Genomic DNA, 23,153 nt, shown 5'->3' with positions numbered 1-23,153 from the left:
TATGTCTAATGTTCTTTCATCTCTTCCTGTAGGCGAGCGCGTCGGCATCGCCTTCTCTGGCGGTCTCGACACCTCGTGCGCTGTTGCGTGGATGCGCGAGAATGGCGCCGTTCCCTGCACCTACACGGCCGATATCGGCCAGTATGACGAGCCCGACATCGACGGTGTCGCTGGCCGCGCCAAAGAGTACGGTGCCGAGATCGCACGGCACGTCGACGCAAAGCTGCCGCTCGTTGAAGAGGGCCTCGTTGCGCTGCAGACTGGCGCGTTCAACGTGCGCTCGGGCGGCAAGACCTACTTCAACACGACGCCGCTCGGCCGCGCGGTGACGGGCACGCTGCTCGTTCGCGCGATGAAAGAAGACGGCGTTGATATTTGGGGCGACGGCTCGACCTACAAGGGCAACGACATCGAGCGCTTCTACCGCTACGGCCTCATGGCCAACCCCCGCCTGCGCATCTACAAGCCGTGGCTCGACAAGCAGTTTGTCGAAGAGCTCGGCGGCCGTCACGAGATGAGCGAGTGGCTCGTAGCCAACGGCTACCCGTACCGTGACTCGACCGAGAAGGCATACTCGACCGACGCCAACATCTGGGGAGCAACCCACGAGGCGAAGGCGCTTGAGTTCTTGAACGCGGGCCTCGACATTGTCGAGCCCATCATGGGCGTTGCCGCATGGCGCGAAGATATCGACATCAAGACTGAAGAGGTCTCGGTTCGTTTCGAAGCGGGTCGTCCCGTCGCCATCAACGGCGTTGAGTACGACGACCCCGTCGCACTCGTGCTCGAGGCAAACGCCATCGGTGGCCGTCACGGCCTCGGCGTTTCAGACCAGATCGAAAACCGTATCATCGAGGCGAAATCACGCGGCATCTACGAGGCCCCGGGCATGGCGCTCCTGCACATTACCTACGAGCGTCTCGTGAACGCGATTCACAACGAAGACACCGTTGCGAGCTACCACAATGAGGGCCGCCGCCTCGGCCGCCTCATGTACGAGGGCCGCTGGCTCGACCCCCAGTCGCTCATGCTGCGCGAGTCGCTGCAGCGCTGGGTTGGCTCAGCGATCACGGGCGAGGTTACCCTGCGCCTGCGTCGCGGCGACGACTACACGATTCTCGACACGACGGGCCCGAGCCTCAGCTACCACCCCGAGAAGCTCTCGATGGAGCGCGTGGGCGACGCAGCGTTCGGCCCCGAAGACCGCATCGGTCAGCTCACCATGCGCAACCTCGACATCGCCGATTCACGTCACCGCCTCGAGCAGTACGCGAGCCTCGGCCTCGTGGGCGGGGTCGTTTCTGACCTCGTCGGTGAGCTCGAAGTGGGCGAGGCGCAGGAGATCATGACGAACAGCGACGAGGTCGACCAGGCCGCTGACGAGCTCGGCCTCGGCGCAGCCTTCGACCTCGGAACCGACTAAGTCGCGGGATCCGCTGCGAGGGTGTGGCCGGGCGAGGCCCGTGCCACCTTTTGCAGCGGATCGACGCCGGTCGCGGGCCACGCCCGTCCTGACCGGCCCGAAGAACTTCAGACAACGACAGAAGGGGCGAAACCACCTGAGTGGTTTCGCCCCTTCTGTCGTCTCTTGCGAGACGTGAACGTGTGTGAACGCTTATGAAGCGCGGCGTGCGCGAGCTGCGCGGCGCTTGAGTGCGCGGCGCTCGTCTTCGCTCAGGCCGCCCCAGACGCCTGAATCCTGGCCCGTGTCCATTGCGTACTGAAGGCACATTTCGGTGACTGGGCAACGTGCACAGACCGACTTTGCGCGTTCAATCTGCTCGACCGCCGGGCCGGTGTTACCGACCGGGAAAAAGAGTTCGGGGTCTGCAGTAAGGCAAGCCGCTTGTTCGCGCCAATCCATGTTTTCTCCTACCATTAAAGTGGCGCATCGAACACAAAGCGTCAGTTTCGATCGCCACGCACTCGTGACTGATTGAGTCAGCCCACCACGGTGTGCGCGAAACTCGACGATGTTTATGCTCCCACGAAAGCCGGGGCAAATCAAGGGTTTCTGAGAATGTCAGTACGAAAACCCCAGTTCTCCCAGAAAAACCGGGCAGAATCGTTGGTATTGAACACGATGAAGGAGATCGCTGATACATGAATCAGTCAAAGCTGCGAGGCCTCGGCTGGGCGCTTATTATTATGGTGCTCGCAATTGAGGGGCTCGGGGTGCTCTGGGTGACCTGGAACTCGATCGTGAGCGCGGTGACCGACGCCCAGAACCCGGCGCTCGACGCGAACCGTTCGATGGTCACGGTGCAGGGCATCGCGCTCGTGCTCACGATGCTGATCGCCGCCTTGTGGATCGTCATCACGTTTGTCGGTTCGCTTCGCCGCCGCAACTGGGCACGTTCGTCGCACCTCACGGTGCAGGTGCTCGTTGTTGCTGCGGCAACGGGAGTGTTGCAGGGCATTCTCGGCACCCCGCTCATTGGCTGGGGCCTCTTGCTGCTCGGCGTCGCGGGGCTCGCCGGAGTGATCATGACCCTTCCCGATAAGGCGCAGCGCGAGGTCGCCGAGTAGCGACTCGCTGGGCCTCGCGTCTAGTGGAAGGCGAGGGCGAGCATGCTGTCGCTCAGAGTCTCGTCGGGGGCGCCATCGGCAACGATTCCGCCGGCGTTTGCCTGGATGAGAATGCAGCGCTGCGTGAGCCTGGCCGAGTCGAGCTCGTGCGTCGCGAGTACGACGGTCGTGCCGAGGGCCACTTCGTCGGCGAGCACCTGCTGAATGATCGCCCGAGCTTGACTGTCGAGGCCCGCTTCTGGCTCGTCGAGGAGTAGGAGCGGGGCCCTCTGGGTGAGGGCCTGGGCGATGAGTACGCGTTGCCGCTGCCCGCCCGAGAGGCGTGAAAACTGGGCGTTCCTGAGATCGGCGATATTGAGCTGCTCCATGCGGCTGTCGATTTCTGCGCGGTCTTCTTTGGTGGGCCGCCCGAGCATACCTCGGTTGCCCCAGCGGCCCATGGCGACGGCGCTTGCGACGGTCATGGGGGTCTGTTCGCTCACGTGGCTGCGCTGTGGCACGAAGGCGTAGCGCTCTTCGGCTCGGGCCACGGTTCCCTTGTCGGGCTTCAAGACGCCCGCGATGAGGTCGAGCAGTGTTGATTTACCGCTGCCGTTCGTTCCGAGAAGCGCGACAAACTCGCCCTTCTCGATACTGAGCGAGAGGTCGGTGAAGATCGGCTTCTCGTCGCGTGCAAACGAGACTCCGTCGAGGGTAACTGAAGGCTTATTGGTAATCATTATCATTAACACCCTATACTAAGAACCGTGATTGGAATACTAGAACCTTTTCAGGCAGAGTTCATGCAGCGCGCGCTGCTCGGCGGCGCGATCGTTGCCGTGTTGAGCGCCGTTGTCGGAACGTGGGTTGTCCTGAGAGGCATGGCGTTCCTCGGCGAGGCGCTCTCGCACGGCATGTTGCCGGGCGTTGCGACCGCTGTGCTGCTTGGCTTGCCGGGGCAAATCGGTGCCCTCGTGGCGGCGGCGGCTATGACGGTGGGCATTGGTCTCGTGACGCGCAGAAAGCGCATTGCGGGCGACACCGCAATCGGCCTGCTCTTCGTGGGAATGCTCGCGGTGGGTGTGATTATCGTTTCGGCTTCCAAAAACGTCACGATTAATCTCACCGCGATCCTGTTTGGCGATGTGCTTGCTCTCACCTGGGCTGACATTGCGCTCATCGCCTCGGTCGGCGCTGTCGTGATCGCCGTCATTGCGCTGTTTAAGCGACCGTTCACCGCGCTGGTGTTTGACGAGCGCATCGCGCACTCGTTGCGCTTTTCGCCGCGAGTCTCGCAGGCCGTGCTGATGGGCGGCGTTGCCCTCACGATTGTGGTTTCGTACCAGGCCGTCGGAACCCTGCTCGTCGTTGGCATGCTCCTCGCACCCGCCGCAACGGGGGCTGTCTGGGCAAAGAACATTGCACAGATCACCATCATTGCCATTGCCGTGGGGATCTTCTCGGTGTGGGCAGGCCTCACCGCATCGTGGTTTCTCGAGTGGGCGGCCGGCCCGTCGATTGCGCTTGTCGCAGTGCTCTGCTTCGGCGCTTCTGCCGCGCTGAAGCGCGCCTAGCGCCGTTACATGCGATAGGGGCGGATCGGCAGCGCATGTGCCGTACCCGCGCTCTCGCCGCCCTGCGCGAGGATGCCCGTGATGAGATCCCGGGGTGCCGGGTGGTCGGGCAGTGCTGCGAGGTACTCTGCGTGTGCTTCGAGCGAGCGGATCGCGAGTTCCTTCGACTCCTCGCTCACAACGACCGCGTGGGTTGCGTCGTGTGACATGGCGAGGAGCCACGTGGCCTTCCATGCTTCGAGCCCCTCGTCTTCGACCAGCTCTGGAAAGATCCAGGGGTTGTCGGCATCGCGAATCGCGTCAACGGTCGCGATACCGGTTGCGCGGTGATCGGCGTGGTTGAGGCCCCACGGCGCCTCGAGGCTCCAGGTCATCGTCATGACGGCATCGGGCCGATGTTTGCGAATGGCTCGTGCGATAGCTCGGCGGGTCTCAAGGTTTGCTTCGAGGAGGCCGTCTGGGAGGTCGAGTATCTCGAGAGTAGTGACGCCGACGATCTTGCATGCCTCATGTTGCTCTGCCGTGCGCATTGGGCCAACCTTGGCGGGTTCCATGCCTCGAATGCCGGCCTCGCCCTCGGTGAGGAGGAGGTAGCTCACCTCGATGCCCTGTGCCGCCCATTCGGCGACAGCGGCCGAGCCACCGTACTCCATGTCGTCGGGGTGGGCGACGATGCAGAGCACGCGATTGATGTTGTCTGGGGTGAATGGTTCGAGAGTGGCCATACCGCGAGCCTATCGTCTTGTCTGTGAGTTCGGCAGGATCGATTTGCTAATGAGAATCAATATCAATAAGATGAGTGCATGAACAAGACACCCCAAAAACAACGGATGGTCGCGATTGCGGCCGCAGGAGCGATCGCGCTCGGTCTCGCTGGCTGCTCGGCACCCGCTGATGCCGGGGCAGATGGCCCCACCGTGGTCGTGACCTCGAGCATCTTCGGTGACATCGCAACCGAACTCGTCGGCGATCAGGCAACCGTGAAGGTGCTCATTCCCGCGGGCAGCGACCCACACGACTACCAGCCATCGACCAAAGACATCAGCCAGTTGCACTCGGCCGATCTCGTCTTTGCGGTCGGTCTCGGCTTCGAAGAGGCGCTTGCGCCTCAGCTTGAAGCCGCATCGAGCGATGGCGTGAACGTCGTTGACCTCGGCGAGAGCGTGAAGCCCCTCAAATCGGTGGATCTCTACGGTGATGCCGTCGAAGAGAGCGACCACGATCACGGGTCAGACGAGCACGCAGACGACGCTGACGACCACGACGCCCACGATCACGAGGGTCATGATCATGAGCATGGCGACGACCATGAGCACGGTGATGAGCACGAGGGCCACGACCATGGTGACCATGACCACGGGCCCATCGATCCGCACTTCTGGCATGATCCGCAACGGGTTTCGCTCGCGGTCGACGAAATGGTGCACGAACTCGGTGAGCTTGATGGTATCGACGCCGCGAAGGTCGCTGAGAACGGTGCAGAGTATCAGGAGCAGCTCGAGAAGCTCGACGCTGATCTCGAGGCGCAGTTCGCCGAGATTCCCGACGATCACCGCAAGCTCATCACGCAGCACCGTGTGCTCGGCTACCTCGCGCACCGCTACGGGCTTGAGACTGTTGGCGAGATGATTCCGTCAACCTCGACGCTTGCACAAGCGAGCGCGTCGCAGATCAACGATATTGTGCGCACGATCGAGGCCACCGGCGTGCCAGCCGTGTTCACCGACGTGACGCAATCAGACGCCCTCGCCGAGACGATTCAGTCAGAGCTCGGTGGCAAGGTCGAGATCGTGTCGCTGTTTACCGAATCACTCGCCGCAAAGGGTGAAGAACCCGCGACGTACATCGACCTGATGCGCTTGAACGGCGAGCGCATCGCCCAGGCCCTGCGGTAAAGACCCCACATTAGCGCCGCAGGAACGACTGAGGGCCCGAGACCAACCAATTGGTCTCGGGCCCTCAGCTGTGTGCCGGGGTTACTTCGCGGTGTCGCGGGTAACGATCACGGGGCAGGGAAGAGCCTGCAGTACACCGTGGCTTACCGAACCGAGCAAGAGGCGTGAGATCGAGCCACGGCCGCGGCTTCCCACGACGAGCAACTCAGCGTTCTCAGCGATTTGCAGGAGCGCCGAAACGGGAGCCGCCTGAACGATCTCGCGTTGAATCTCGAGGTCGGGGTAGCGCGTGCTGAGACCGCTCACGCCAATCGCGATGGCCTCTTCAGCCGCCTGACGCTGCGACTCGATGAGCTCTTCGCTCCAGAGGTACTCGAGTCCCGGGGTGAGCGGTGGCATCCACGCGTAGACCGCTGAGAGCGAGACGCCTCGGCGCGAGGCTTCCTCGGCCGCGTAATCGATCGCTGCCTGGGCAGGCTCAGAGCCGTCAATGCCAACGACAACGCCGCGCGTCGGGTTCGTCACCGGTGTCGTGGGAATCACGGCAACGGGGCAGTGCGCAACCGCTGCGATCTTCACTGCACGGGTACCGAAGAACGACCCGGCCCACTTGCTGCCTGCGTGCTCGCCGAGCACGAGCAGATCTGCTCGCTGCGAAGCGACCTCAACCTCGACGATGGGGTGGCCCACGACGGCCGTGCCGGTGAGCTCGCCCTCGAAACCGAGGCTGCGAGCGTACTCTCGTTCAGCCTCAAGCATCTGCTCAGAAGCACGCTGGGCTTCTGAGAGAAACGCAACGCTCTCTGAGAGGAACGAGTCATCAGCAACGTGCAACAGTTCAACCGTCGCACCACGCTCCTTGGCTCGTTCCAGACCCCACGCAAGTGCCGCGCGGCTCTGTTCTGATCCGTCAACTCCGATAATGATGTTCTCGGCCATAGGGGCCTCCTCACGTCGTAATGAAGGGTTATTACGTAGTCTACGCCTAGCGGGCGGGAACCTGCTGAGGGTGCGTGCCCGAAAGCTGCTCAGCGATACGTACCACCTGGCAGCTGTAGCCGTACTCGTTGTCGTACCACACGTAGAGCACGCAGCTGTCGCCGGTCACGAGCGTTGCGAGGCCGTCGACGATACCCGCGCGGTTTGAGCCCACGAAGTCGGTCGAAACAACCTCGGGTGATTCGAGGTAGTCGATCTGCGTGCGCAGCGGCGAGGTCAGCGAAATCTCGCGGAGCAGGCCGTTGAGTTCTTCCTTCGTGGTCTCGCGGCCGAGCTTGAGGTTCAGGATCGCAAGCGAGACGTTCGGGGTTGGTACGCGAATCGAGTTGCCCGTGAGCTTGCCCTCGAGCTCGGGGAGTGCCTTTGCGACAGCGGTCGCGGCACCGGTCTCGGTGATGACCATGTTGAGCGCTGCAGCGCGGCCGCGGCGATCACCCTTGTGGAAGTTGTCAATGAGGTTTTGGTCGTTCGTGTACGAGTGAATCGTCTCAACGTGGCCGTGCTCGACACCGAAGGTATCGTTCATGACTTTGAGTACCGGCGTGATCGCGTTCGTGGTGCACGAAGCGGCCGAGATGACGGTGTCGTCGTCAGCGATCATGTCGTTGTTGACGCCGTACACGATGTTCTTTAGATCGCCCTTGCCGGGAGCCGTGAGCAGTACGCGTGAAACTCCCGTTGCCTTCAGGTGCTGGCTGAGGCCATCGCGGTCGCGCCACACGCCGGTGTTGTCGATTACGAGTGCGTTTTCGATGCCGTACTGCGAGTAGTCGACGGTTGCAGGGTCGCTCGCGTAGATCACCTGAATGCGCACGCCGTTTGCGAGAATGACATTCTCTTCTTCGATGACCTGAATCTGGCCGTTGAAGTGGCCGTGCACTGAGTCGCGGCGAAGCAGGTTGGCGCGCTTCTGCAGGTCGTTCTCTGAGCCCTTACGCACGACGATCGCGCGCAGGTTAAGGCCGTTGCCGCTGCCCGAGTGCTCGACGAGAATGCGAGCGAGAATGCGGCCGATGCGGCCGAAACCGTAGAGTACGACATCGCTGCTGCCAGCGGTCTCGTTGGCGATGCCTGCGAGCTTCAGCGTCAGGAAGGCTGAGAGATCGCTCTGGCCCGAGGCGCGGAACTCGTTGGCGAGCAACGCGAGGTCGAGTGAGGCGGGTCCTGGCTGAATGTCGGCGAGCGCCTCAACGATCGCGAACGTTTCGGTGAGGGGCAGCGGCTGGTCGTCAATCTTGCGGGCGAAGTGGTGTGCCCGAATGATGTCAACGGCGCTCTGGCCGACGAGGGTGCGCCCGTGCACCGACATGACGATATCGTTCTCGCGGTACAACTTGCCAATGAGCGGGATCATCCGCTCGGCAATCTCCTGATTCGCATTCCAAGTCTCGAGATGAGCATCAGCGCGCTGTGACATATGCGTTCCGTGATCCTTCTTGTTCAGTCAAACTGGGTCATATTCCCTCGGGATACTGAGGGTTCCCGTCCAGTATCCCATGCTTTGTGTCACATAACGTCACAGAATTCGCGGTAGAGAACTACAGCTGTCACAGTAGTGAGTGTTCGGGCGCTCCAAGCAACACCGCCCACAAAGCTTTCTCAATATTTGACCTAAGGAATACACCATGGCACGCAAGACCATTCGTACCGCGATCACCTCGCTCGCGGTTCTCGCACTCGCAGGTGGCGCACTCACCGCTTGTTCATCAGACTCTTCAGATCCCAGCGACAAGGGCGGCGACCAGAAGACGGTTCGCCTCGGCGTCGTTGGTGCTGCCGACCCCTACTGGGCAGAGTACGAAAAGGCCGTCGAAGAAGAGCTCGACATTGACCTCAAGATCGTCGACTTCGGTGAGTACAACCTCCCGAACCCCGCGCTCGAAGCGGGCGACCTCGACATTAATCAGTTCCAGCACATCATCTTCCTCGCAGAGCACAATGCGGCGACCGGCGACGATCTGACCCCGATTGGCTCGACGGCTATTTACCCACTTTCGGTGCACTCGCAGAAGTACAAGAGCATCGATGAGATTCCCAAGGGCGAGAAAATCGCTGTGCCGAATGACCCATCGAACAAGGCACGAGCGCTGCTCGTGCTGCAGCAGGCAGGGCTGATCAAGCTGAAAGACGGGGGCAACACCGGTTCAACGCTCGACGACGTCCTGACCGACGAGTCGAAGGTAACCGTTACCGAGTTCGACGCCGCCCTGACGGCGAGCGTGCTCAACGATGTTGCGGCCGCAGTCGTCAATAACGACTTCGTCGAGAAGGCCGGCCTTGGCTTCAACGACGCACTCTTTCTCGATGACCCTAACGATCCATCATCGCTCCCGTACGTGAACATCTTTGCGGTGCGCGCTGACGATGCCGACAACGAGCTTTACAAACAGCTCGTTGAGATCTACCACAACACGGCGGCTGTCACCGACGGCGTGCAGGATGTTTCGGGCGGCACCGCCGTAATCACGAACACGCCTGCAGCAGACCTGCAGAAGGCGCTCGAGAAGCAGCTCGAGATCGTCAAGGCCAGCGAGTAACGCCACACCGAAGAAAAACGTAAGGGATCCTCTCTCGCAGCCCGTCATAATAGACGCTGCAGGGAGGATCCCTGTTTGGTATCGAAAGGGTGCACCGTGACACGAGTGCAAATTGACCGGGTCAGCAAGTCATTTGCTGGTCACGGGAAGAAAGCGGCCGAGGTCTTTGCCGTCAACGACGTCTCGATCGACATCGCCCCAGGCGAGATTCACGCCGTGATTGGCTATTCGGGCGCGGGCAAGAGCACGCTGCTGCGGCTCATCAACGGTCTCGAGCGGGCAACGTCTGGCGAGATTACCATCGGTGACACGCTCATCACGGGGTTCTCAGAGAAACAGCTTCGCGAGGTGCGCGGCGGCATCGGCATGATCTTTCAGCAGTTCAACTTGCTGCAGTCTCGCACGGCGCAGGCCAACGTTGAATACCCCCTGGAGATCGCGGGTATCGCAAAAGACGAGCGGCAGCGCAGAGCGGCAGAACTGCTCGACTTCGTTGGGCTCAAGGGCAAAGAGCATGCCTACCCAGAACAGCTGTCTGGCGGGCAGCGCCAACGTGTCGGTATCGCGAGAGCGCTCGCGACGAAGCCCGGTGTGTTGCTTGCCGACGAAGCAACGAGCGCGCTCGACCCCGAAACTTCTGCTGAGGTGCTCTCGCTCCTCAAAGAGGTGAACCGCGAGTTTGGCATCACGATCATTCTCATCACGCACGAGATGGAGGTCGTGCGACAAATTGCCGACCGCGTCACGGTGATGGAAGAGGGCCGCGTCGTCGAGCAGGGCGACACGTACCAGGTATTTTCAAACCCTCAGCAAAACACGACGAGGCGCTTTGTTGAGACGGCGCTACCCAATGTTCCCGCACCCGAGGTGCTCGAAGCGATTAAACAGCGCGGGCGCGGCACCCTCGTCACCATCTCGTTTACCGATGAGGGGGAGGTCGACCAGCCGGTCATCATCACGACGCTCACGAAACACGGGGTCACCGGCAGCATCGAGGGCGGCGGCGTGACTCAGGTGAGTGGCCGGGTGTACGGGCAAGTCACCATGGAAATCATCGGCGACGAAGCGAAAGTGCGCGCCGCTATTACAGAGCTCTCGCAGCACACGACCATTGAGGAGCTGTAGCCATGGAAACCATTATTGATGCGCTGCCGAAACTGCTCCACGCAACCGGCGAAACCCTGCTCTTTGTGGTTGTCGCGATGGTCGTCGGTGGTATTGTCGGCCTCGTCATCGGAACAACCCTCGTGGTGACCCGCAAGGGCGGCCTTCTCGAGAACCGTGGCGTTTACCTCGTGCTCAACCTGCTCGTGAACTTCTTTCGCCCGATTCCCTTCGTTATTCTCATCTTCGCCCTCATGCCGCTCACACGATTCGTCGTTGGCACGGGCATCGAGAACAAAGCATTCATCTTCGTTCTCGCGTTCGCCGCTTCGTTCGGCATCGCGAGGCTTGCCGAACAGAACCTGCTCACGGTTGATCCCGGTGTGATTGAGGCAGCACGCTCAATGGGTGCGAGCCCACTGCGCATCATCTTCACGGTGCTCTACGCCGAGGGCCTCGCCCCGCTGATTCTCGGCTACACCTTCGCTTTCATCGCGGTGGTCGACATGTCGGCAATCGCGACCGTTATCGGCGGCGGCGGCCTCGGCACGCTCGCCATCGTTGACGGGTTCAGACAGTTCAAGCCAGAACTCATGTGGGCCGCCGTGCTGCTCATGATCGTCATCGTGCACCTCGCGCAGGTGCTCGGTAACGCACTCGCGCGCAAGGTGCGCCGCCGCTGAGCGAGTCAGAACCCGCGGCTACACTGAGAGTATGAGTGACTTGCATACCCTCGCCGATGTTCGCACCGTAGCCGAGCGGCTGTGGCCCGAATCAACCGCAGAAGCGTGGGATCGCGTGGGCCTGGTGACCGGAGATAATTCGGCGCCGATCCGCACGATTCTGCTCGCCGTTGACGCCGTACGCGCGACGGTCGACGAGGCCGTGCAGCTGGGGGCCGACCTGCTCGTGACGCACCACCCGCTCATGCTGCGTGGGGTGCATACGATGGCAACCGACACCGCGAAGGGGGCGCTCGTCGTCGACCTCATTCGAGCCGAGTGCGCGCTTCTCGCAGCCCACACCAACGCCGATACGCCCGAGGGCGGGGTTTCTGACCGCATCGCGCACCTGCTCGGCCTCGAATATTCGGCTCCGATTGTGCCAGGGGCGAAGCTCGTCGATGGGCTCGGGCGGGTCGGCAATCTTACCCAGCCGATGACGTTGCGGGCGCTCGCTGAACGCCTCGCAGAGCTCCTGCCCAAGACTGAGACTGGCGTGCGCGTTGGGGGTGCCCCAGAGCGTCTCGTGCAGCGCGTAGCACTCTGCGGAGGCGCCGGCGATAGCCTGCTCGACCACCCCGCTGTGCGCGGGGCCGACGTGTACATCACTTCAGATCTCAGACACCACCCGGCGCAAGAAAGCCTCGAGCAATCGCTCGTCACCGGCGGGCCGGCGCTCATCGATATCGCGCACTGGGCCAGCGAATCGCTCTGGCTCGAGGGGGCCGCGAGTCAGCTGCGCGCCGAATTGTCGGGCGTGCAGGTAGTCGTGAGCAAGATCAACACTGATCCGTGGCAGTTGCGGGTAGGCTGAAGGCATGAAAGCTAGCCCTCGCCAACAGCAGCTCCTGCTCGAATTGCAGAGCCTTGACACCCACAAACTGCGCCTGAACCGCCGCCACAAGCAACTGCCAGAGCGTGCCGAGCTTGAGGCGATCGCCGAACGCCAGCGTGAGGTTCGGGCAAACTTCATGCGTGCTCAGCGCACGGTTGAAGAGGCTCGTGGTGAGCTGCAACGCGTCGAAGAAGAGGTCGCGACCGTCGAACAGCGACACCAGCGCTCATCAGAGCGTCTCGCAGCGAGTACCCAGGCGAAAGAGGCGAGCGCGTTTCAAGAAGAGCTCGACACCCTGGTACGCCGCCGCGGAGTGCTCGAAGAGCGCCAGCTTGAACTCATGGAGCAAGCCGAGGCTGCCGAGGGGCAGTTCACGCTGAGCGTTGTTGACGTCTCAGACGTCGACGCCGAGGTGCAGCGGTTGCGCGACGCCATTCACCAGGCAGAACAGCAGATCGCCGAAGAACTCGCAGCGCTCGACGAGGAGCGCGCCGGCCTCGCTGCCGAGGTGCAGGGGCCCGTACTCGAAGTGTACGAGCGCACGCGCGAACGCTACGGGATCGGCGCTGCGCGACTGCGTGGCACGGTCTCAGAAGGCAGCAACATGGAGCTTGACCCGGCCGACCTGCAAACCGCGCGCAACACTCCGGCCGACGAACTCTTCTTCTGCCCGACGAGCGGCGCGATTCTCGTGCGCGACGCTGCCGAGTAGAGGCTCGCTGGGATCCGCGAAACCCGCTACAGTAGAACCTAGGAATGGGTCGGTGAGGCGACCGCGTCGGGGCTTGACCCCGCCGAGGAACGTCCGGGCTCCGCAGGGGAGAACGGTGGGTAACGCCCACCCGGGGCAACCCGCGAGAAAGTGCAACAGAGAGTAGACCGCCAGGGCTTCGGCCCGGGTAAGGCTGAAAGGGTGAGGTAAGAGCTCACCAGCGCCCGTGGTGACACGGGCGGCTAGGTAAACCTCGTTTGGAGCAAGACCGAACAGAAGGCGATGACGCTCCCCGCTGAGTCTTCGGGTTGGTTGCTAGAGGGTGCCGGCAACGGTACCCCGAGAGAGATGGTCGTCACGACGGCTCGCCGTCGCACAGAACCCGGCGTATGATCTGGCCCATTCCGCCCTCTTTCGCCGAGCGCAAAAGCTGGCTTATGGTTAAGACCATGACGCAACAACAGAGCCCAGAGCCGGGCTGGTACGTGAACGACGCAGGCAAGAACCAATGGTGGGACGGTGCGAGCTGGGCTGATAAGCAGACCGAGAAAGAGGTCAGGGCCTGGCAGAAAGCGCAGTACAAAGAGAAGTACGGCAACGCAAAACTTGCCACGATCGGCCACCTCGCTTGGATTATCGTGGTGCTTGGGGCCATCGCGTTGGCCTTTTCAAGGGCTCACTTTGCACTCGCAGGCATCGGCATCTGGTGCATTGGGGTAGGGATTACCCTGTGGATCATCTGGCTTGCGTTCGGCGCAATCGTTGACGAGATTCGTAAGCCGAGATGATCCGCCGCTTGGCTGTCGGGTAGGGGCTGGCCCCGGGCTTGCGTGCGGGCTCGGGCGCGGATCCGCTCCCTCTCGCGAAATTGTTTGCACTTTTGCCGTGAAATCGGCCCGAAATGGGGCAAAATTGCCAACACTTTCAAGGAACGCGGCAGGGGTCAGCAGGCACGAGCGCGCCAACGGCCAGCCGCGCGAAGGAACGCACGGCTGGCCGCCAAAAGAAGGCGCGCTACTTCGCGACGAAGAAGAGGCGCTTGTTCGCGAACTCGCCGATGCCGACGGGGCCCATCTCGCGGCCGTAACCCGAGCGCTTGACGCCACCGAAGGGGATCTCTGCGGCCTCTGCGGCGATGATGTTGACGTGAGCCATGCCAACCTCGAGCTGTGAGGCGACACGGGCAGCGCGTGCCTCGTCAGTCGAGAAGACCGAGCCTCCAAGGCCCAGGTCGCAATCGTTCGCGAGCGCGAGAGCTTCTTCGTCGCTCGAGACGCGGTACACGGTCGCGACGGGGCCGAAGATCTCTTCGCGATACGAGGCCGAGTCGCGGGGCACATCGGTGAGCACAGCGGGGGAGAAGTAGGCGGCGGGGCCTTCAGAAAGCACGCCTCCTGTGACGAGGGTGGCGCCCGCTGCCACGGCGCGCTGCACCTGCTCGTTGACCGTCTCAGCGGCGGCGCGAGACGAGAGGGGAGCGAACTCGCCCTCGGCGAGGTTCAGTTGGTCGCCGGGGGTGAGGCCTGTCGCGAGTTTCGTGAGCTCGGCAACGAACTCGTCGTAGATGTCGTCCATGACGATCATGCGCTTGTTTGAGTTGCACACCTGGCCGCCGTTGTAGACGCGGAATTCCCACGCGTCGCGGGCAACCGCTGCAACGTCATCGGCGTCAAGCACGACCATGGGGTCGATGCCGCCAAGCTCGAGTACGCACTTCTTGAGGTTGCGCCCCGCCTGCTCGCCGATGATCGCACCGGCCCGCTCTGAACCGGTGAGCGAAACGCCCTGCACACGCGGATCGGCGATCATCGTCGCGATTTGATCGTGTGAGGCGAAGACGTTCTGGTAACCGCCGACGGGCACTCCGGCCTCTTCCATGATCGCCTGTACCGCGAGCGAAGAACGAGCGCAAATGTCGGCGTGCTTGAGCAAAATCGTGTTGCCGAGCACGAGGTTCGGTGCCGCAAAACGGGCCACCTGGTAGTAAGGGAAGTTCCACGGCATGACGCCCACGAGCGCTCCGATGGGGCGGTATTCCATGACGGCCTTGCCCGGAATCGTGCTGGGAATCTCGGCATCGGTGATGAGCCCGGGGCCGTAGACCGCGTAGTACTCGATAATGTCGCGTGCGAACTCGACCTCGTCGATTGATTCGGGCAGCGACTTGCCCATCTCCAGCGCGATGATCTCGGCGAGTTCTTGCTTGCGCTCCTCGAAGAGCTCGGCGACGCGCTTCACGACTGCCGCGCGCTCCTGCACGCTGCGTTCACGCCACTCACGATAAACCGCATCGGCTGCGGCGAGCTTCTGCTCGATCTCGGCGTCAGTCGCGGTCGCAAACGACTCGATGACTTCGCCGGTGGCGGGGTTTTGAACGCGATAGTTCGACATTGAATCTCCTTTAGTTGCTGCACTGTTCGCGCCAGCTGATATGAAACGGGCTGGCGATAACGAGGGGTTAGCCCTATGTATACGAGCCTACTCGGGCGAGGCTTAGCGCGCACGAGAACACTCGGTGAAGGCTTTGCCGGCTGCCCCTCGGAGCGTGAGCGGGAGGGGAGGCGGCGATGATCCGCGAGTGTGTTGGCATTTCGAGCTTGACACCAGGGGCGTTAACCGCATAGGTTCATTAGTGAAGTAATGAACCATTGAACAGATGGGAGGGTGCCGTGTTTGACGAAACAAGGCCGATCTTTCTGCAGCTCGCTGACGCTTTGGCCGATGCGATTTTGCGTGGAGTGTACGAAGAGGGAGACCAGGTGCCCTCGACGAATGAACTCGCCGCCTTTCACCGAATCAACCCGGCGACCGCGGGCAAGGGGCTCAACGAGCTTGTTGATCGCGGCGTGCTCGAGAAGCGACGCGGGCTCGGAATGTTCGTTCTTCCCGGTGCGAAAGAGCGCATCGGCGAGACCAGGCAGGGTGCTTTCATCGACCAGTATGTGAAGCCACTCCTGCGTGAGGCTGCGGCGCTCGGTATTTCGGCGCAGCACCTTCACTCACTCATTGAAGACCAGGCTGCTCAGGAGGCAGATCATGACGAACGCGATTGAAACCCGCAATCTCACCCGGCGTTATCGCGACACCGTCGCACTCGATGACGTCACCGTTTCGTTCCAGACCAACACCATCACGGGCCTGCTCGGGCGCAATGGCGCAGGCAAGACTACGCTGATGGCGCTCATTACGGCTCAGGACCTCGCAACCTCTGGCGAGCTGCTCGTGCAGGGTCAGGAGCCCTTCGAACGGGCACCGATTCTCTCAGAGATGTGCTTTATTCGAGACAACCAACGCTACCCGGATGACTACAAGCTCGGCCACGCCGTCAGAGCGGCGAAGCTCTTTGCGCCCAACTGGTCGCAGGAACTGGCCGATGAACTCATTGGGCTCTTTCGCATTCCCGCAAAAACCCAGATACGCAAGCTCTCGCGGGGTCAGCTCTCGGCGGTTGGTATCGTCATTGGGCTTGCTTCGCGGGCGCCGATCACCTTTTTCGATGAGCCGTACCTCGGGCTCGACGCGACCGCACGGTCGATTTTCTACGACGTGCTCCTGCGCGATTACCAGGAGCATCCGCGCACGATCGTGCTCTCGACGCACCTCATCGACGAGATGGATCGGCTGCTTGAGCGAGTCATCGTGCTCGACCGGGGCAGGGTGGTGCAAGACGCCGACGTTGAGAGCCTGAGGGGCAGCGTCTATGGCGTTGCGGGCAGAGTAACGGCCCTTACCCCGTTTCTCGAGGGGCGAAAGGTCATCTCGCGGCGTACCGTCGGCGGCCTCGCAACCGCGATCGTTGAGGGAACGCTGTCACGCGAGGAGCGTGAACTCGCGGTCGAGGCCGGCCTCGACCTTACCGCCGTCTCATTGCAAGAACTCGTTGCCGCATACGGCCTTGCCGAAGCCTACGAGAACGGTAACGGGGCACACACCGAAGGGAACGCATCATGAACCGGGTCATCACCGTCACGAGGCTGCATTTCAATAAGCCCGGCACCGCCCTTGCGACCCCGCTCGGCATCATTGTTATCGTGTGGGTCGTCTCGCTCATCATCGCGCTCGCTCTCCAGCGGGCGGGGCTCGACCCCAGCAACCCCGAGTACGCGGCCGGGGCGCGAAATAACGCTGGCATCATGTGGTCGCTTCCCGGCTTTCTCATTTATTACGGTGTGCAGGCCGTCGCAACGACCTTCCCGTTTGCGCTCGCGCTCGGCACCACCCGTCGCGCGTACGTCGCTGGCACTGCGCTCGCGAGTCTCATTCACGCCGCATTTATCACTGCCGTGCTCGCGGTGCTCCTGCTGCTTGAGCTCGTCACCGGGCACTGGTTCTTCGACCTGTACGTTTTTGATGTGGCCGTGCTCGGTTCGGGGAACCTCTGGACGCTGATCGCGACGTCGTTTATCGGCGTGTTCTTATGCCTCACCATTGGCAGCGTTTTTGGAGCAATCTGGGTGCGCTTCGGGGCGAAAGGTCCACTCGTGCTTGGACTCGCGCTCGGCCTGTTGCTCGCGGTAGGCGTGCTCATTGCGGTGCCGTACTTCGCCGACATCGTTGCCTGGATGACCGGGCTGAAACTTGCGCTCATGACGCTCGGCATCGCGGCGCTCGCGCTCATTGGTACCTGGGCCTGCATGAGGCGTACCTCGGTGCGCTAGCCCGATGATCGGGGCAGGGGTCGCTAAGCGATGCCCTGCCTTCGGTCGCTATGGTGGCGCTTGACGGCGACACTCAAGAAGGCGAGTGGGCCGACGACCGGCACGAAGAAAATGACGAGCAGCCACAGACAAATCTCGCTGACCGAGTGCTCTGACTGGGTGCGCATGAGTGTGGTGACCGCCGCGACAAAGAGCGCGAACATAATGAGGGCAACGGCCGCAACCGTGAGCGGGTAGCCAGCGAGCAAATGGGAGCCTGACACGGGGTTCACGAAGTGCCTCCTTGACGACAATGTCTCATACGCACACACCCTAGCACTGTGCATCGTGGCTTTTCGATGCCACGGCGTGACGGCGCAGATGGTTTGTGTGTCGGTGGTTGGGTGCATGATGAGCAGCATGTGGAACCCAGAACTTCAGCTCAGCGATCAGCGAGCAACCATGCTCATCGTGATTCACGAGGGCGCAAGCACCGTGGCAACGGTGCACGACTCGGCAGGCGAGGTGCTTTCGGCGCGAGTGTGGGGCGCCTCTGTCTCGCTTCTTGAGGTTGCCGCGGCGGTGCGCACTGTAGGGCTCAGCGTCGGCCATTGGCAGTCACGCGCGGGGCAGGGGGTGCAGGGCGGGCGAGAGTCGTGGGCGAGCCTCAGCCGTTGGACGGCCAGAGCCGCCGGTGCTGAGGGCGGCTGGGAGAAAGAGCCTGCGATTCCTGCCCCGAATACCGCATGGCGGCTCCCGCGTGCGCGCGAAGAGCGAGAAGACGCGCAGCGGATCGACGCGGCCATTCACGCCCGTGAGCGCGCACTCGCGGCTCGCCGGCCGCATCGGCCTCAGCTCGCGCCGCTCACGCCATACCCAGTGATCGCGCGCAAAGCGTGAGCGGGCACGATGGGTGGTGAACCGAACGAGGCCTGGAACGCTCCTATTCGGGCAGTGCCCACACACCAAGCTCGTTGCCACTCGGGTCGGCGAAGTGAAACCGCTTGCCACCCGGAAACGCATACGGGGCGACGGTGATCGTGCCGCCCGCGGTTTCGACTGCTCGCTGGCTTGCCTCGAGGTCGTGTGAGAACAGAATGACGAAGGGGCCGCCTGACTGTGGCGGGTCTTCAGCCTCGGCAAGCCCGCCGACCTCGTACGATTCACCCGACGATGTTTGCTGATCGGCCACGGCGAGAATGCCCGAGTAGCCGGGCCCGTAATCGACGAATTGCCAGCCGAAGGCCTCGCCGTAGAAGGCTTTTGCTGCTGCCAGGTCGGTCACGGTCAACTCGAGGTAGTTGATGCTGTGGTGTGCGAAGCTCATCGCATCACTCGACCCACGGGCTTTTCGGTGACCACGATCATGAGCGTCGCGACGGGCCCGAGCAGGAGGCTGATGAGAAACCAGTTCAAACGTGAACGGTTTTTGCTCTCGGCGAGCCCTGCGTTGATGAGTGCGAGGGTGAACCAGAACACACCCGTTGAGACGTAGTCTTCCATGGTAAAAGTGTAGTGGTGTGATTGCTCAGACGGCGAGGGTTTTGCGCGTGTTCTGCCATAGACTGAAGCGTGATGAGTACAGCGAATGTCTATGAATCCCTGGCCGCACGGGTTTATGAACTCGATAAACCGACGGGCCACTCATTTGGCGACATTGAGTTTTATGCAGAGCTGCTTGACGGCTGCACGGGCCCGATCCTTGAGCCAGCGGTGGGAAGCGGCCGGTTTCTCATCCCGATGCTGCAACGTGGTTTTATGGTGAGCGGCACCGACCCGTCAGAACACATGCTCGCGATCTGCGAGCGAGAAGCCGCAAGGGCGGGTGTTCGGGCGAGGCTCGCGGTGGCTGCCTTCGGAGAGCAGGCGTGGCCTGAGCAGTACGAAGCGATTGTTGTTCCAGCGGGTTCCATTCAGCTCATTGCAACCTTCGACGAGACCAGAGAGGCGCTTCGTAAGATGCTCTCGCAGCTTGCCCCCGGTGGCAGGCTCGTGCTCGATCTCGACTCGCTCGCTGGCCTCGCAGAACCTGCTGGGCCTGCGCGCAGCTGGCAAGATGGCGCCCATACGCTGACGCTCGTGAGCAGCATCGAAGAACGTGATTTTAGTGCGCAGCGACTGACGCAGCAGCTGCGATACGAACGGTGGAACGGCCCGGTACTCGAGCAGCAAGAACTGCAACGTTTCACCCTGCGGTTCTGGGGTGTTGAAGAAATGCGGCTCCTGCTTGAGAAGCTCGGCGCTGAAACCGTGACGGTGCACGCTGACTATGCATTCGGGGCTCAGCCGACTGAAGCAACGAGCGTGACGACGCTCGTGGCAACGGTAGCGTAGCGGGCGGGCTCGCGGTACGCTCACAATACACGCACGCAACGAACGAGGAGGCGGCAATGTCGCAACGAGACTGGGGTATTGAAGATCCCGAAGAGCGCTACTGGTTCAACGTTAAAACCGGTGAGGTCGAGGTAGGCAAGCAGTCACTCTCGATCGACCGGCTTGGCCCGTTTGAGACGCGCGAGGAGGCGCAACGGGCAACCGAGATTCTTGAAGAGCGCGCCCGAAAGTGGGCTGAAGAAGAAGCCAGGGAAGACTAGGGCTTAACACGTTCCGCTTTCGTCAGCGCGGCGTGTGAGCTGCGCTGACGAAAGCGGGTGAGCGGCGTGGTGGTTACTTCGGGTCGAGGCCGAGTAGCTTACGAATTCGGCCAACGTGCCCCGTTGCCTTCACGTTGTAGAGCGCGTGTTCGACGGTGCCGTCGGCGTCAAGAATGATGGTCGAGCGGATCACTCCGCGCGTGATCTTGCCGTAGAGGCTCTTGTCGCCAAAGGCCCCGTACGCGGCGAGAATGCTCTTGTCGGTGTCGCTCAGCAGGTCGTAGGTGAGGCCGTCGCGCTCGGCGAACTTCGCGAGCTTCTCTGGCTTGTCGGGTGAGATGCCCACGATTTCGTAGCCCGCGGTGCGCAGCGACTCGATCGAGTCGCGGAAGTCGCAGGCTTCTTTCGTGCACCCGGGAGTCATCGCTGCCGGGTAGAAGAAGATGATGAGACCCTTGCCGCGAAATGAGTCGAGTGAGACCTCGGCCCCTGACTGGTTTAGGAGGGTGAATGACGGTGCGGTGTCGCCTTGCGTGAGGAGGGTGCGTTCTTCAGTCATGCAGCAAGTCTAGCGAGGCTGGTGCAACTGGGCTAGCTGTCTTCTCGCTCGGAGATCAGGCGTCTCAGAGACTCGACGCGCGAGGCTCCTGCCTCGCCGAGCTCGCCGTGTTCGAGGGCTAGGTCGAGGGCGCAGTCGGGTGACGTATCGAGATGCTCGCACCCGCGAGGGCACCGTTCGATGATGGCGGCGAGGTCGGTGAACCCTTTGAGAATGCTGTCGGGAGTCACGTGGCCCAGCCCAAATGAGCGGACACCTGGCGTATCGATGACCCAACCGAGTGGGGCGTCGTCTGACGCGTGAGCGCTGTCGTCGGCGACGAGCGGCAACGCGACGGTCGATGACGAGGTGTGGCGACCGCGGCCAGTCACGATGTTGACGTGGCCTGTCTCGCGGTCGGCGTCTGGCACGAGCGCGTTGATGAGCGTTGATTTGCCGACACCCGAGTGGCCTACGAAGACGGTCTCGTGCCCCGTGAGCGCTTCGGTGAGCTCAGCGATGGGAAACGCGCCCGTGTTCGAGAGAAAGACCGGCACTTCGAGGGCCTGAAAGTGTGCGAGAAACTCTGCGGGGTCGGTCAGGTCGGTTTTCGTGACGCAAATGAGGGGCGAGAGCCCCGCGTCGTAGGCGGCAACGAGGTAGCGGTCGACGAGGCGCACGCGCGGCTCCGGGTTTGCTGCGGCCACGACGATAAGCATCTGGTCGGCGTTTGCGACGATGACGCGCTCGACCCGATCAGAGTCGTCGGCGCTGCGTCGCAGCAGGGTTTCGCGGTCGGTCACGCGAACGATGCGCGCGAGACTGCCTTCGTCACCGGTACGGTCGCCGACGAGCTCGACGCGGTCACCCGTGACGATCGCGGTGTTGCGCAGCTCGCGTGCGCGGGCGGCGATAACGGTGCGTGACCCCTGCGCGTCGCTGAGGCGCGTCGTGTAGCGGCCGCGATCGACCCCGATGACCATCGCTGTCGAGGCGTCTTCGTGCTGGGGCCGGCGCTTCGTACGAGGCTTGTTTGCCTTGGGGTTCGGGCGCTGCCTGACGACGTGGTCGGCGTACTCGGCGTAGGGCTCGTCTTCGTCGCTCGGCAGCCAGCTCATCGCAGCATGTCCTGCCACATCTCGGTGAACTCTGGCATCGTTTTTGACGTGCTCTCGACGTCGTTGATCTCGATGCCGGGCAACCGCAGGCCGACGATCGCGCCGGTCGTTGCCATGCGGTGGTCGGCATAGCTGAGCCACACGCTTGGCTGCGGATCGGTCGGGGGCACGATGCGCAGCCCGTCTTCACGCTCTTCGACCTCGCAGCCCACCTTCGTGAGCTCGGTTGCGAGCGCCGAGATGCGGTCGGTCTCGTGGCCGCGAATGTGGCCGATGCCCGTGAATTCGCTCACGCCGTCGGCGAGGGCTGCGAGTCCGATGAGGTTAGGCGCGAGTTCGCCGGCCTCGGGCAGGTGTAGCGTGACAGGCTTGATGCGGCCAGTGCCGGTGACCGTGAGGTCGCCAACGCCGTCGCCCGTGGGGGCGTACGCGACCTCGGCGCCGAATTGCGGGAGGATCTCGCGCAGCTGATCGCCCACCTGAGTGGTGCTCGCGGGCCAGAGCGGAATCGTGACGCTGCCGCCAGTGACGAGCGCCGCTGCGAGGAACGGAGCCGCGTTCGAGAGGTCTGGCTCAATCGTGAGGTCACGGCCGGCGATGGGGCCGGGCTCGACGATCCACTGGCCTGGTGTGGGTGAGGAGGCCTTTACTCCACGTGCGCGCAAGACGTCAAGTGTCATCTCGATGTGCGGCAGGCTCGGCAGGCTCGCGCCGGTGTGCACGACGTGCACGCCTTCCTCGAAGCGTGCGGCCGAGAGTAAGAGGCCAGAGACGAACTGGCTTGAGCCAGACGCGTCGAGCTCGACGCGACCGCCGCGCACCGAGCCGGTGCCGTGAACGGTGAAGGGAAGGGCGCCGCGGCCCTCGTCGGCGATGTCAACGCCGAGGGCCCGCAGGGCATCGAGAATGGAACGCATGGGGCGCTCGCGCGCGTAGACGTCGCCGTCGAATGCCGTTGGCCCGAGCGCGAGGCCAGCGACGGCCGGGACAAAGCGCATCACGGTGCCCGCGAGGCCGCAGGCAATGGTGGTTGAGCCGAGCAACTCGTCGGCTGGAGTCACAATGAGGTCGTCGCCCTCACGCAAGACGCTGGTGCCGAGCGCCTTCAGCGCATCGGTCATGAGCTGCGAGTCACGCGAGTCGAGAGCGGCACGAATGCGGCTCGGCGAATCGGCGAGTGCACTCACCACGAGCTCCCTCGTCGTGAGCGACTTCGAACCAGGAATACTGACGGTGCTCGCGATTGGGGTTGTGTGCGTCGGGGCAGCCCAGTCAGCGACGTCGTCGTCAGGGGCAGCACTCTCGCCAGGAAGCCGATCGTCAGTGTTACGGGAATATTTTGCCTCAAGCATATGTTGCACATTCTAGCCGCAAAGAAGA

At 62.5% G+C, this 23,153-nt stretch carries 28 protein-coding genes and 1 other RNA gene; 17 read left to right on the top strand and 12 right to left on the bottom strand.

The window, feature by feature from the left end; genetic code table 11:
• Position 1: 1 nt before the first annotated feature.
• Positions 2-1,423: an argininosuccinate synthase gene (argG, locus tag JSO19_RS01865; RefSeq protein WP_217131774.1), complete on the top strand. Its 1,422-nt coding sequence runs from the start codon at positions 2-4 to the stop codon at positions 1,421-1,423.
• A 192-nt stretch (positions 1,424-1,615) separates the two neighbouring features.
• Here the strand turns inward: argG and JSO19_RS01860 are convergent, their stop codons facing one another.
• Positions 1,616-1,864, bottom strand: coding sequence for a WhiB family transcriptional regulator (locus tag JSO19_RS01860; protein ID WP_217131775.1), 249 nt, complete (start codon positions 1,862-1,864; stop codon positions 1,616-1,618).
• Positions 1,865-2,103: 239 nt separating this feature from the next.
• Between JSO19_RS01860 and JSO19_RS01855 the strand changes: the two genes are divergently transcribed.
• On the top strand, positions 2,104-2,529 hold the full coding sequence (locus JSO19_RS01855) for a hypothetical protein (RefSeq protein WP_270909392.1): 426 nt from the start codon (positions 2,104-2,106) through the stop codon (positions 2,527-2,529).
• A gap of 20 nt (positions 2,530-2,549) precedes the next feature.
• On the opposite strand, the gene aztA is transcribed toward JSO19_RS01855, so the two are convergent.
• The gene (gene aztA, locus JSO19_RS01850) at positions 2,550-3,248 is read right to left on the bottom strand and encodes a zinc ABC transporter ATP-binding protein AztA (protein WP_270909390.1); all 699 of its coding nucleotides are present in this window, start codon (positions 3,246-3,248) and stop codon (positions 2,550-2,552) included.
• Between the two features lie 27 nt (positions 3,249-3,275).
• Between aztA and aztB the strand changes: the two genes are divergently transcribed.
• Positions 3,276-4,082 carry a zinc ABC transporter permease AztB gene (gene aztB / locus JSO19_RS01845; RefSeq protein ID WP_270909388.1) on the top strand — a complete coding sequence of 269 codons (807 nt, stop codon included), beginning with the start codon at positions 3,276-3,278 and terminating at the stop codon, positions 4,080-4,082.
• A 5-nt stretch (positions 4,083-4,087) separates the two neighbouring features.
• Here aztB and JSO19_RS01840 read toward each other — a convergent pair whose 3' ends face one another.
• The gene (locus JSO19_RS01840) at positions 4,088-4,807 is read right to left on the bottom strand and encodes a PIG-L deacetylase family protein (protein ID WP_270909386.1); all 720 of its coding nucleotides are present in this window, start codon (positions 4,805-4,807) and stop codon (positions 4,088-4,090) included.
• 78 nt (positions 4,808-4,885) lie between these two features.
• On the opposite strand from JSO19_RS01840, the gene JSO19_RS01835 reads away from it, so the two are divergent.
• Positions 4,886-5,977 carry a metal ABC transporter substrate-binding protein gene (locus tag JSO19_RS01835; protein ID WP_270909385.1) on the top strand — a complete coding sequence of 364 codons (1,092 nt, stop codon included), beginning with the start codon at positions 4,886-4,888 and terminating at the stop codon, positions 5,975-5,977.
• 81 nt (positions 5,978-6,058) lie between these two features.
• On the opposite strand, the gene JSO19_RS01830 is transcribed toward JSO19_RS01835, so the two are convergent.
• Complete coding sequence (locus JSO19_RS01830) at positions 6,059-6,916, bottom strand: universal stress protein (protein ID WP_270909384.1); 858 nt, start codon at positions 6,914-6,916, stop codon at positions 6,059-6,061.
• Positions 6,917-6,962: 46 nt separating this feature from the next.
• Entirely contained in the window at positions 6,963-8,393 is a 1,431-nt protein-coding gene (locus JSO19_RS01825) for a glyceraldehyde-3-phosphate dehydrogenase (RefSeq protein WP_270909382.1), read from the bottom strand.
• Positions 8,394-8,601: 208 nt separating this feature from the next.
• On the opposite strand from JSO19_RS01825, the gene JSO19_RS01820 reads away from it, so the two are divergent.
• The 7 genes from JSO19_RS01820 to JSO19_RS01790 all read left to right on the top strand — a co-directional run bounded on the left by JSO19_RS01820 (position 8,602) and on the right by JSO19_RS01790 (position 13,674).
• Positions 8,602-9,513, top strand: coding sequence for a MetQ/NlpA family ABC transporter substrate-binding protein (locus JSO19_RS01820; protein WP_270909380.1), 912 nt, complete (start codon positions 8,602-8,604; stop codon positions 9,511-9,513).
• Positions 9,514-9,609: 96 nt separating this feature from the next.
• Positions 9,610-10,638 carry a methionine ABC transporter ATP-binding protein gene (locus JSO19_RS01815; RefSeq protein WP_270909378.1) on the top strand — a complete coding sequence of 343 codons (1,029 nt, stop codon included), beginning with the start codon at positions 9,610-9,612 and terminating at the stop codon, positions 10,636-10,638.
• A gap of 2 nt (positions 10,639-10,640) precedes the next feature.
• A complete protein-coding gene (locus JSO19_RS01810; RefSeq protein ID WP_270909377.1) occupies positions 10,641-11,300 on the top strand; it encodes a methionine ABC transporter permease in 660 nt (219 codons plus the stop codon).
• 31 nt (positions 11,301-11,331) lie between these two features.
• Entirely contained in the window at positions 11,332-12,153 is an 822-nt protein-coding gene (locus JSO19_RS01805) for a Nif3-like dinuclear metal center hexameric protein (RefSeq protein WP_270909375.1), read from the top strand.
• 4 nt (positions 12,154-12,157) lie between these two features.
• Positions 12,158-12,886, top strand: a complete 729-nt coding sequence (locus JSO19_RS01800) for a zinc ribbon domain-containing protein (protein WP_270909373.1) — start codon at positions 12,158-12,160, stop codon at positions 12,884-12,886.
• Positions 12,887-12,931: 45 nt separating this feature from the next.
• Positions 12,932-13,292, top strand: an RNA gene (gene rnpB, locus JSO19_RS01795) — RNase P RNA component class A.
• A 43-nt stretch (positions 13,293-13,335) separates the two neighbouring features.
• Positions 13,336-13,674: a hypothetical protein gene (locus JSO19_RS01790; protein WP_270909371.1), complete on the top strand. Its 339-nt coding sequence runs from the start codon at positions 13,336-13,338 to the stop codon at positions 13,672-13,674.
• A 226-nt stretch (positions 13,675-13,900) separates the two neighbouring features.
• On the opposite strand, the gene JSO19_RS01785 is transcribed toward JSO19_RS01790, so the two are convergent.
• Positions 13,901-15,277, bottom strand: coding sequence for an NAD-dependent succinate-semialdehyde dehydrogenase (locus JSO19_RS01785; RefSeq protein WP_270909369.1), 1,377 nt, complete (start codon positions 15,275-15,277; stop codon positions 13,901-13,903).
• 278 nt (positions 15,278-15,555) lie between these two features.
• Here JSO19_RS01785 and JSO19_RS01780 point away from each other — a divergent pair, with 278 nt between their 5' ends.
• The 3 genes from JSO19_RS01780 to JSO19_RS01770 are packed head-to-tail and all read left to right on the top strand — an operon-like array spanning position 15,556 to position 17,544.
• The gene (locus tag JSO19_RS01780) at positions 15,556-15,939 is read left to right on the top strand and encodes a GntR family transcriptional regulator (RefSeq protein ID WP_270909368.1); all 384 of its coding nucleotides are present in this window, start codon (positions 15,556-15,558) and stop codon (positions 15,937-15,939) included.
• Positions 15,923-16,837 carry an ATP-binding cassette domain-containing protein gene (locus tag JSO19_RS01775; protein WP_270909366.1) on the top strand — a complete coding sequence of 305 codons (915 nt, stop codon included), beginning with the start codon at positions 15,923-15,925 and terminating at the stop codon, positions 16,835-16,837. Before JSO19_RS01780 ends, JSO19_RS01775 begins: the two co-directional genes overlap by 17 nt.
• The gene (locus tag JSO19_RS01770) at positions 16,834-17,544 is read left to right on the top strand and encodes a hypothetical protein (RefSeq protein WP_270909364.1); all 711 of its coding nucleotides are present in this window, start codon (positions 16,834-16,836) and stop codon (positions 17,542-17,544) included. The genes JSO19_RS01775 and JSO19_RS01770 overlap by 4 nt, the downstream gene beginning before the upstream one ends.
• 23 nt (positions 17,545-17,567) lie before the next feature.
• On the opposite strand, the gene JSO19_RS01765 is transcribed toward JSO19_RS01770, so the two are convergent.
• Positions 17,568-17,816, bottom strand: coding sequence for a PLDc N-terminal domain-containing protein (locus JSO19_RS01765; RefSeq protein WP_270909362.1), 249 nt, complete (start codon positions 17,814-17,816; stop codon positions 17,568-17,570).
• Positions 17,817-17,931: 115 nt separating this feature from the next.
• On the opposite strand from JSO19_RS01765, the gene JSO19_RS01760 reads away from it, so the two are divergent.
• Positions 17,932-18,423, top strand: a complete 492-nt coding sequence (locus JSO19_RS01760; protein ID WP_270909360.1) for a hypothetical protein — start codon at positions 17,932-17,934, stop codon at positions 18,421-18,423.
• 43 nt (positions 18,424-18,466) lie between these two features.
• Here the strand turns inward: JSO19_RS01760 and JSO19_RS01755 are convergent, their stop codons facing one another.
• Together JSO19_RS01755 and JSO19_RS01750 are read right to left on the bottom strand one after the other, a co-directional pair.
• Positions 18,467-18,850: a VOC family protein gene (locus JSO19_RS01755; protein WP_270909358.1), complete on the bottom strand. Its 384-nt coding sequence runs from the start codon at positions 18,848-18,850 to the stop codon at positions 18,467-18,469.
• On the bottom strand, positions 18,847-19,026 hold the full coding sequence (locus JSO19_RS01750) for a hypothetical protein (protein ID WP_270909356.1): 180 nt from the start codon (positions 19,024-19,026) through the stop codon (positions 18,847-18,849). The genes JSO19_RS01755 and JSO19_RS01750 overlap by 4 nt, the downstream gene beginning before the upstream one ends.
• Positions 19,027-19,098: 72 nt before the next feature.
• On the opposite strand from JSO19_RS01750, the gene JSO19_RS01745 reads away from it, so the two are divergent.
• Both JSO19_RS01745 and JSO19_RS01740 read left to right on the top strand, forming a co-directional pair.
• Positions 19,099-19,857, top strand: coding sequence for a class I SAM-dependent methyltransferase (locus tag JSO19_RS01745; RefSeq protein ID WP_270909355.1), 759 nt, complete (start codon positions 19,099-19,101; stop codon positions 19,855-19,857).
• 56 nt (positions 19,858-19,913) lie between these two features.
• Positions 19,914-20,117 (top strand): methionine aminopeptidase, encoded by a 204-nt coding sequence (locus JSO19_RS01740; RefSeq protein ID WP_270909353.1) that lies wholly within the window; start codon positions 19,914-19,916, stop codon positions 20,115-20,117.
• Positions 20,118-20,190: 73 nt separating this feature from the next.
• Here JSO19_RS01740 and bcp read toward each other — a convergent pair whose 3' ends face one another.
• Genes bcp through aroA form a run of 3 tightly spaced genes read right to left on the bottom strand, consistent with a single transcriptional unit; the run spans position 20,191 to position 23,125 of the window.
• Complete coding sequence (gene bcp, locus JSO19_RS01735) at positions 20,191-20,676, bottom strand: thioredoxin-dependent thiol peroxidase (RefSeq protein WP_270909351.1); 486 nt, start codon at positions 20,674-20,676, stop codon at positions 20,191-20,193.
• Positions 20,677-20,708: 32 nt separating this feature from the next.
• Positions 20,709-21,773, bottom strand: coding sequence for a ribosome small subunit-dependent GTPase A (gene rsgA, locus JSO19_RS01730; protein ID WP_270912081.1), 1,065 nt, complete (start codon positions 21,771-21,773; stop codon positions 20,709-20,711).
• On the bottom strand, positions 21,770-23,125 hold the full coding sequence (gene aroA, locus JSO19_RS01725; RefSeq protein ID WP_270909349.1) for a 3-phosphoshikimate 1-carboxyvinyltransferase: 1,356 nt from the start codon (positions 23,123-23,125) through the stop codon (positions 21,770-21,772). The genes rsgA and aroA overlap by 4 nt, the downstream gene beginning before the upstream one ends.
• Positions 23,126-23,153 lie beyond the last annotated feature (28 nt).

This window comes from Leucobacter sp. UCMA 4100, assembly GCF_027853335.1.
Lineage (GTDB): Bacteria > Actinomycetota > Actinomycetes > Actinomycetales > Microbacteriaceae > Leucobacter_A.
The sequence above is the reverse complement of the archived record's forward strand: the minus strand, read 5'-3'. Positions and strand labels throughout refer to the sequence as shown.

Excerpts from the sequence above, each read along its gene's own strand:
- argG (WP_217131774.1), top strand. The coding sequence starts at position 2 with ATGTCTAATGTTCTTTCATCTCTTCCTGTAGGCGAGCGCGTCGGCATC.
- JSO19_RS01860 (WP_217131775.1), bottom strand. The coding sequence starts at position 1,864 with ATGGATTGGCGCGAACAAGCGGCTTGCCTTACTGCAGACCCCGAACTC.
- JSO19_RS01855 (WP_270909392.1), top strand. The coding sequence starts at position 2,104 with ATGAATCAGTCAAAGCTGCGAGGCCTCGGCTGGGCGCTTATTATTATG.
- aztA (WP_270909390.1), bottom strand. The coding sequence starts at position 3,248 with ATGATTACCAATAAGCCTTCAGTTACCCTCGACGGAGTCTCGTTTGCA.
- JSO19_RS01840 (WP_270909386.1), bottom strand. The coding sequence starts at position 4,807 with ATGGCCACTCTCGAACCATTCACCCCAGACAACATCAATCGCGTGCTC.
- JSO19_RS01835 (WP_270909385.1), top strand. The coding sequence starts at position 4,886 with ATGAACAAGACACCCCAAAAACAACGGATGGTCGCGATTGCGGCCGCA.
- JSO19_RS01830 (WP_270909384.1), bottom strand. The coding sequence starts at position 6,916 with ATGGCCGAGAACATCATTATCGGAGTTGACGGATCAGAACAGAGCCGC.
- JSO19_RS01825 (WP_270909382.1), bottom strand. The coding sequence starts at position 8,393 with ATGTCACAGCGCGCTGATGCTCATCTCGAGACTTGGAATGCGAATCAG.
- JSO19_RS01820 (WP_270909380.1), top strand. The coding sequence starts at position 8,602 with ATGGCACGCAAGACCATTCGTACCGCGATCACCTCGCTCGCGGTTCTC.
- JSO19_RS01810 (WP_270909377.1), top strand. The coding sequence starts at position 10,641 with ATGGAAACCATTATTGATGCGCTGCCGAAACTGCTCCACGCAACCGGC.
- JSO19_RS01805 (WP_270909375.1), top strand. The coding sequence starts at position 11,332 with ATGAGTGACTTGCATACCCTCGCCGATGTTCGCACCGTAGCCGAGCGG.
- JSO19_RS01800 (WP_270909373.1), top strand. The coding sequence starts at position 12,158 with ATGAAAGCTAGCCCTCGCCAACAGCAGCTCCTGCTCGAATTGCAGAGC.
- JSO19_RS01790 (WP_270909371.1), top strand. The coding sequence starts at position 13,336 with ATGACGCAACAACAGAGCCCAGAGCCGGGCTGGTACGTGAACGACGCA.
- JSO19_RS01785 (WP_270909369.1), bottom strand. The coding sequence starts at position 15,277 with ATGTCGAACTATCGCGTTCAAAACCCCGCCACCGGCGAAGTCATCGAG.
- JSO19_RS01775 (WP_270909366.1), top strand. The coding sequence starts at position 15,923 with ATGACGAACGCGATTGAAACCCGCAATCTCACCCGGCGTTATCGCGAC.
- JSO19_RS01770 (WP_270909364.1), top strand. The coding sequence starts at position 16,834 with ATGAACCGGGTCATCACCGTCACGAGGCTGCATTTCAATAAGCCCGGC.
- JSO19_RS01760 (WP_270909360.1), top strand. The coding sequence starts at position 17,932 with ATGATGAGCAGCATGTGGAACCCAGAACTTCAGCTCAGCGATCAGCGA.
- JSO19_RS01755 (WP_270909358.1), bottom strand. The coding sequence starts at position 18,850 with ATGAGCTTCGCACACCACAGCATCAACTACCTCGAGTTGACCGTGACC.
- JSO19_RS01750 (WP_270909356.1), bottom strand. The coding sequence starts at position 19,026 with ATGGAAGACTACGTCTCAACGGGTGTGTTCTGGTTCACCCTCGCACTC.
- JSO19_RS01745 (WP_270909355.1), top strand. The coding sequence starts at position 19,099 with ATGAGTACAGCGAATGTCTATGAATCCCTGGCCGCACGGGTTTATGAA.
- JSO19_RS01740 (WP_270909353.1), top strand. The coding sequence starts at position 19,914 with ATGTCGCAACGAGACTGGGGTATTGAAGATCCCGAAGAGCGCTACTGG.
- bcp (WP_270909351.1), bottom strand. The coding sequence starts at position 20,676 with ATGACTGAAGAACGCACCCTCCTCACGCAAGGCGACACCGCACCGTCA.
- rsgA (WP_270912081.1), bottom strand. The coding sequence starts at position 21,773 with ATGAGCTGGCTGCCGAGCGACGAAGACGAGCCCTACGCCGAGTACGCC.
- aroA (WP_270909349.1), bottom strand. The coding sequence starts at position 23,125 with ATGCTTGAGGCAAAATATTCCCGTAACACTGACGATCGGCTTCCTGGC.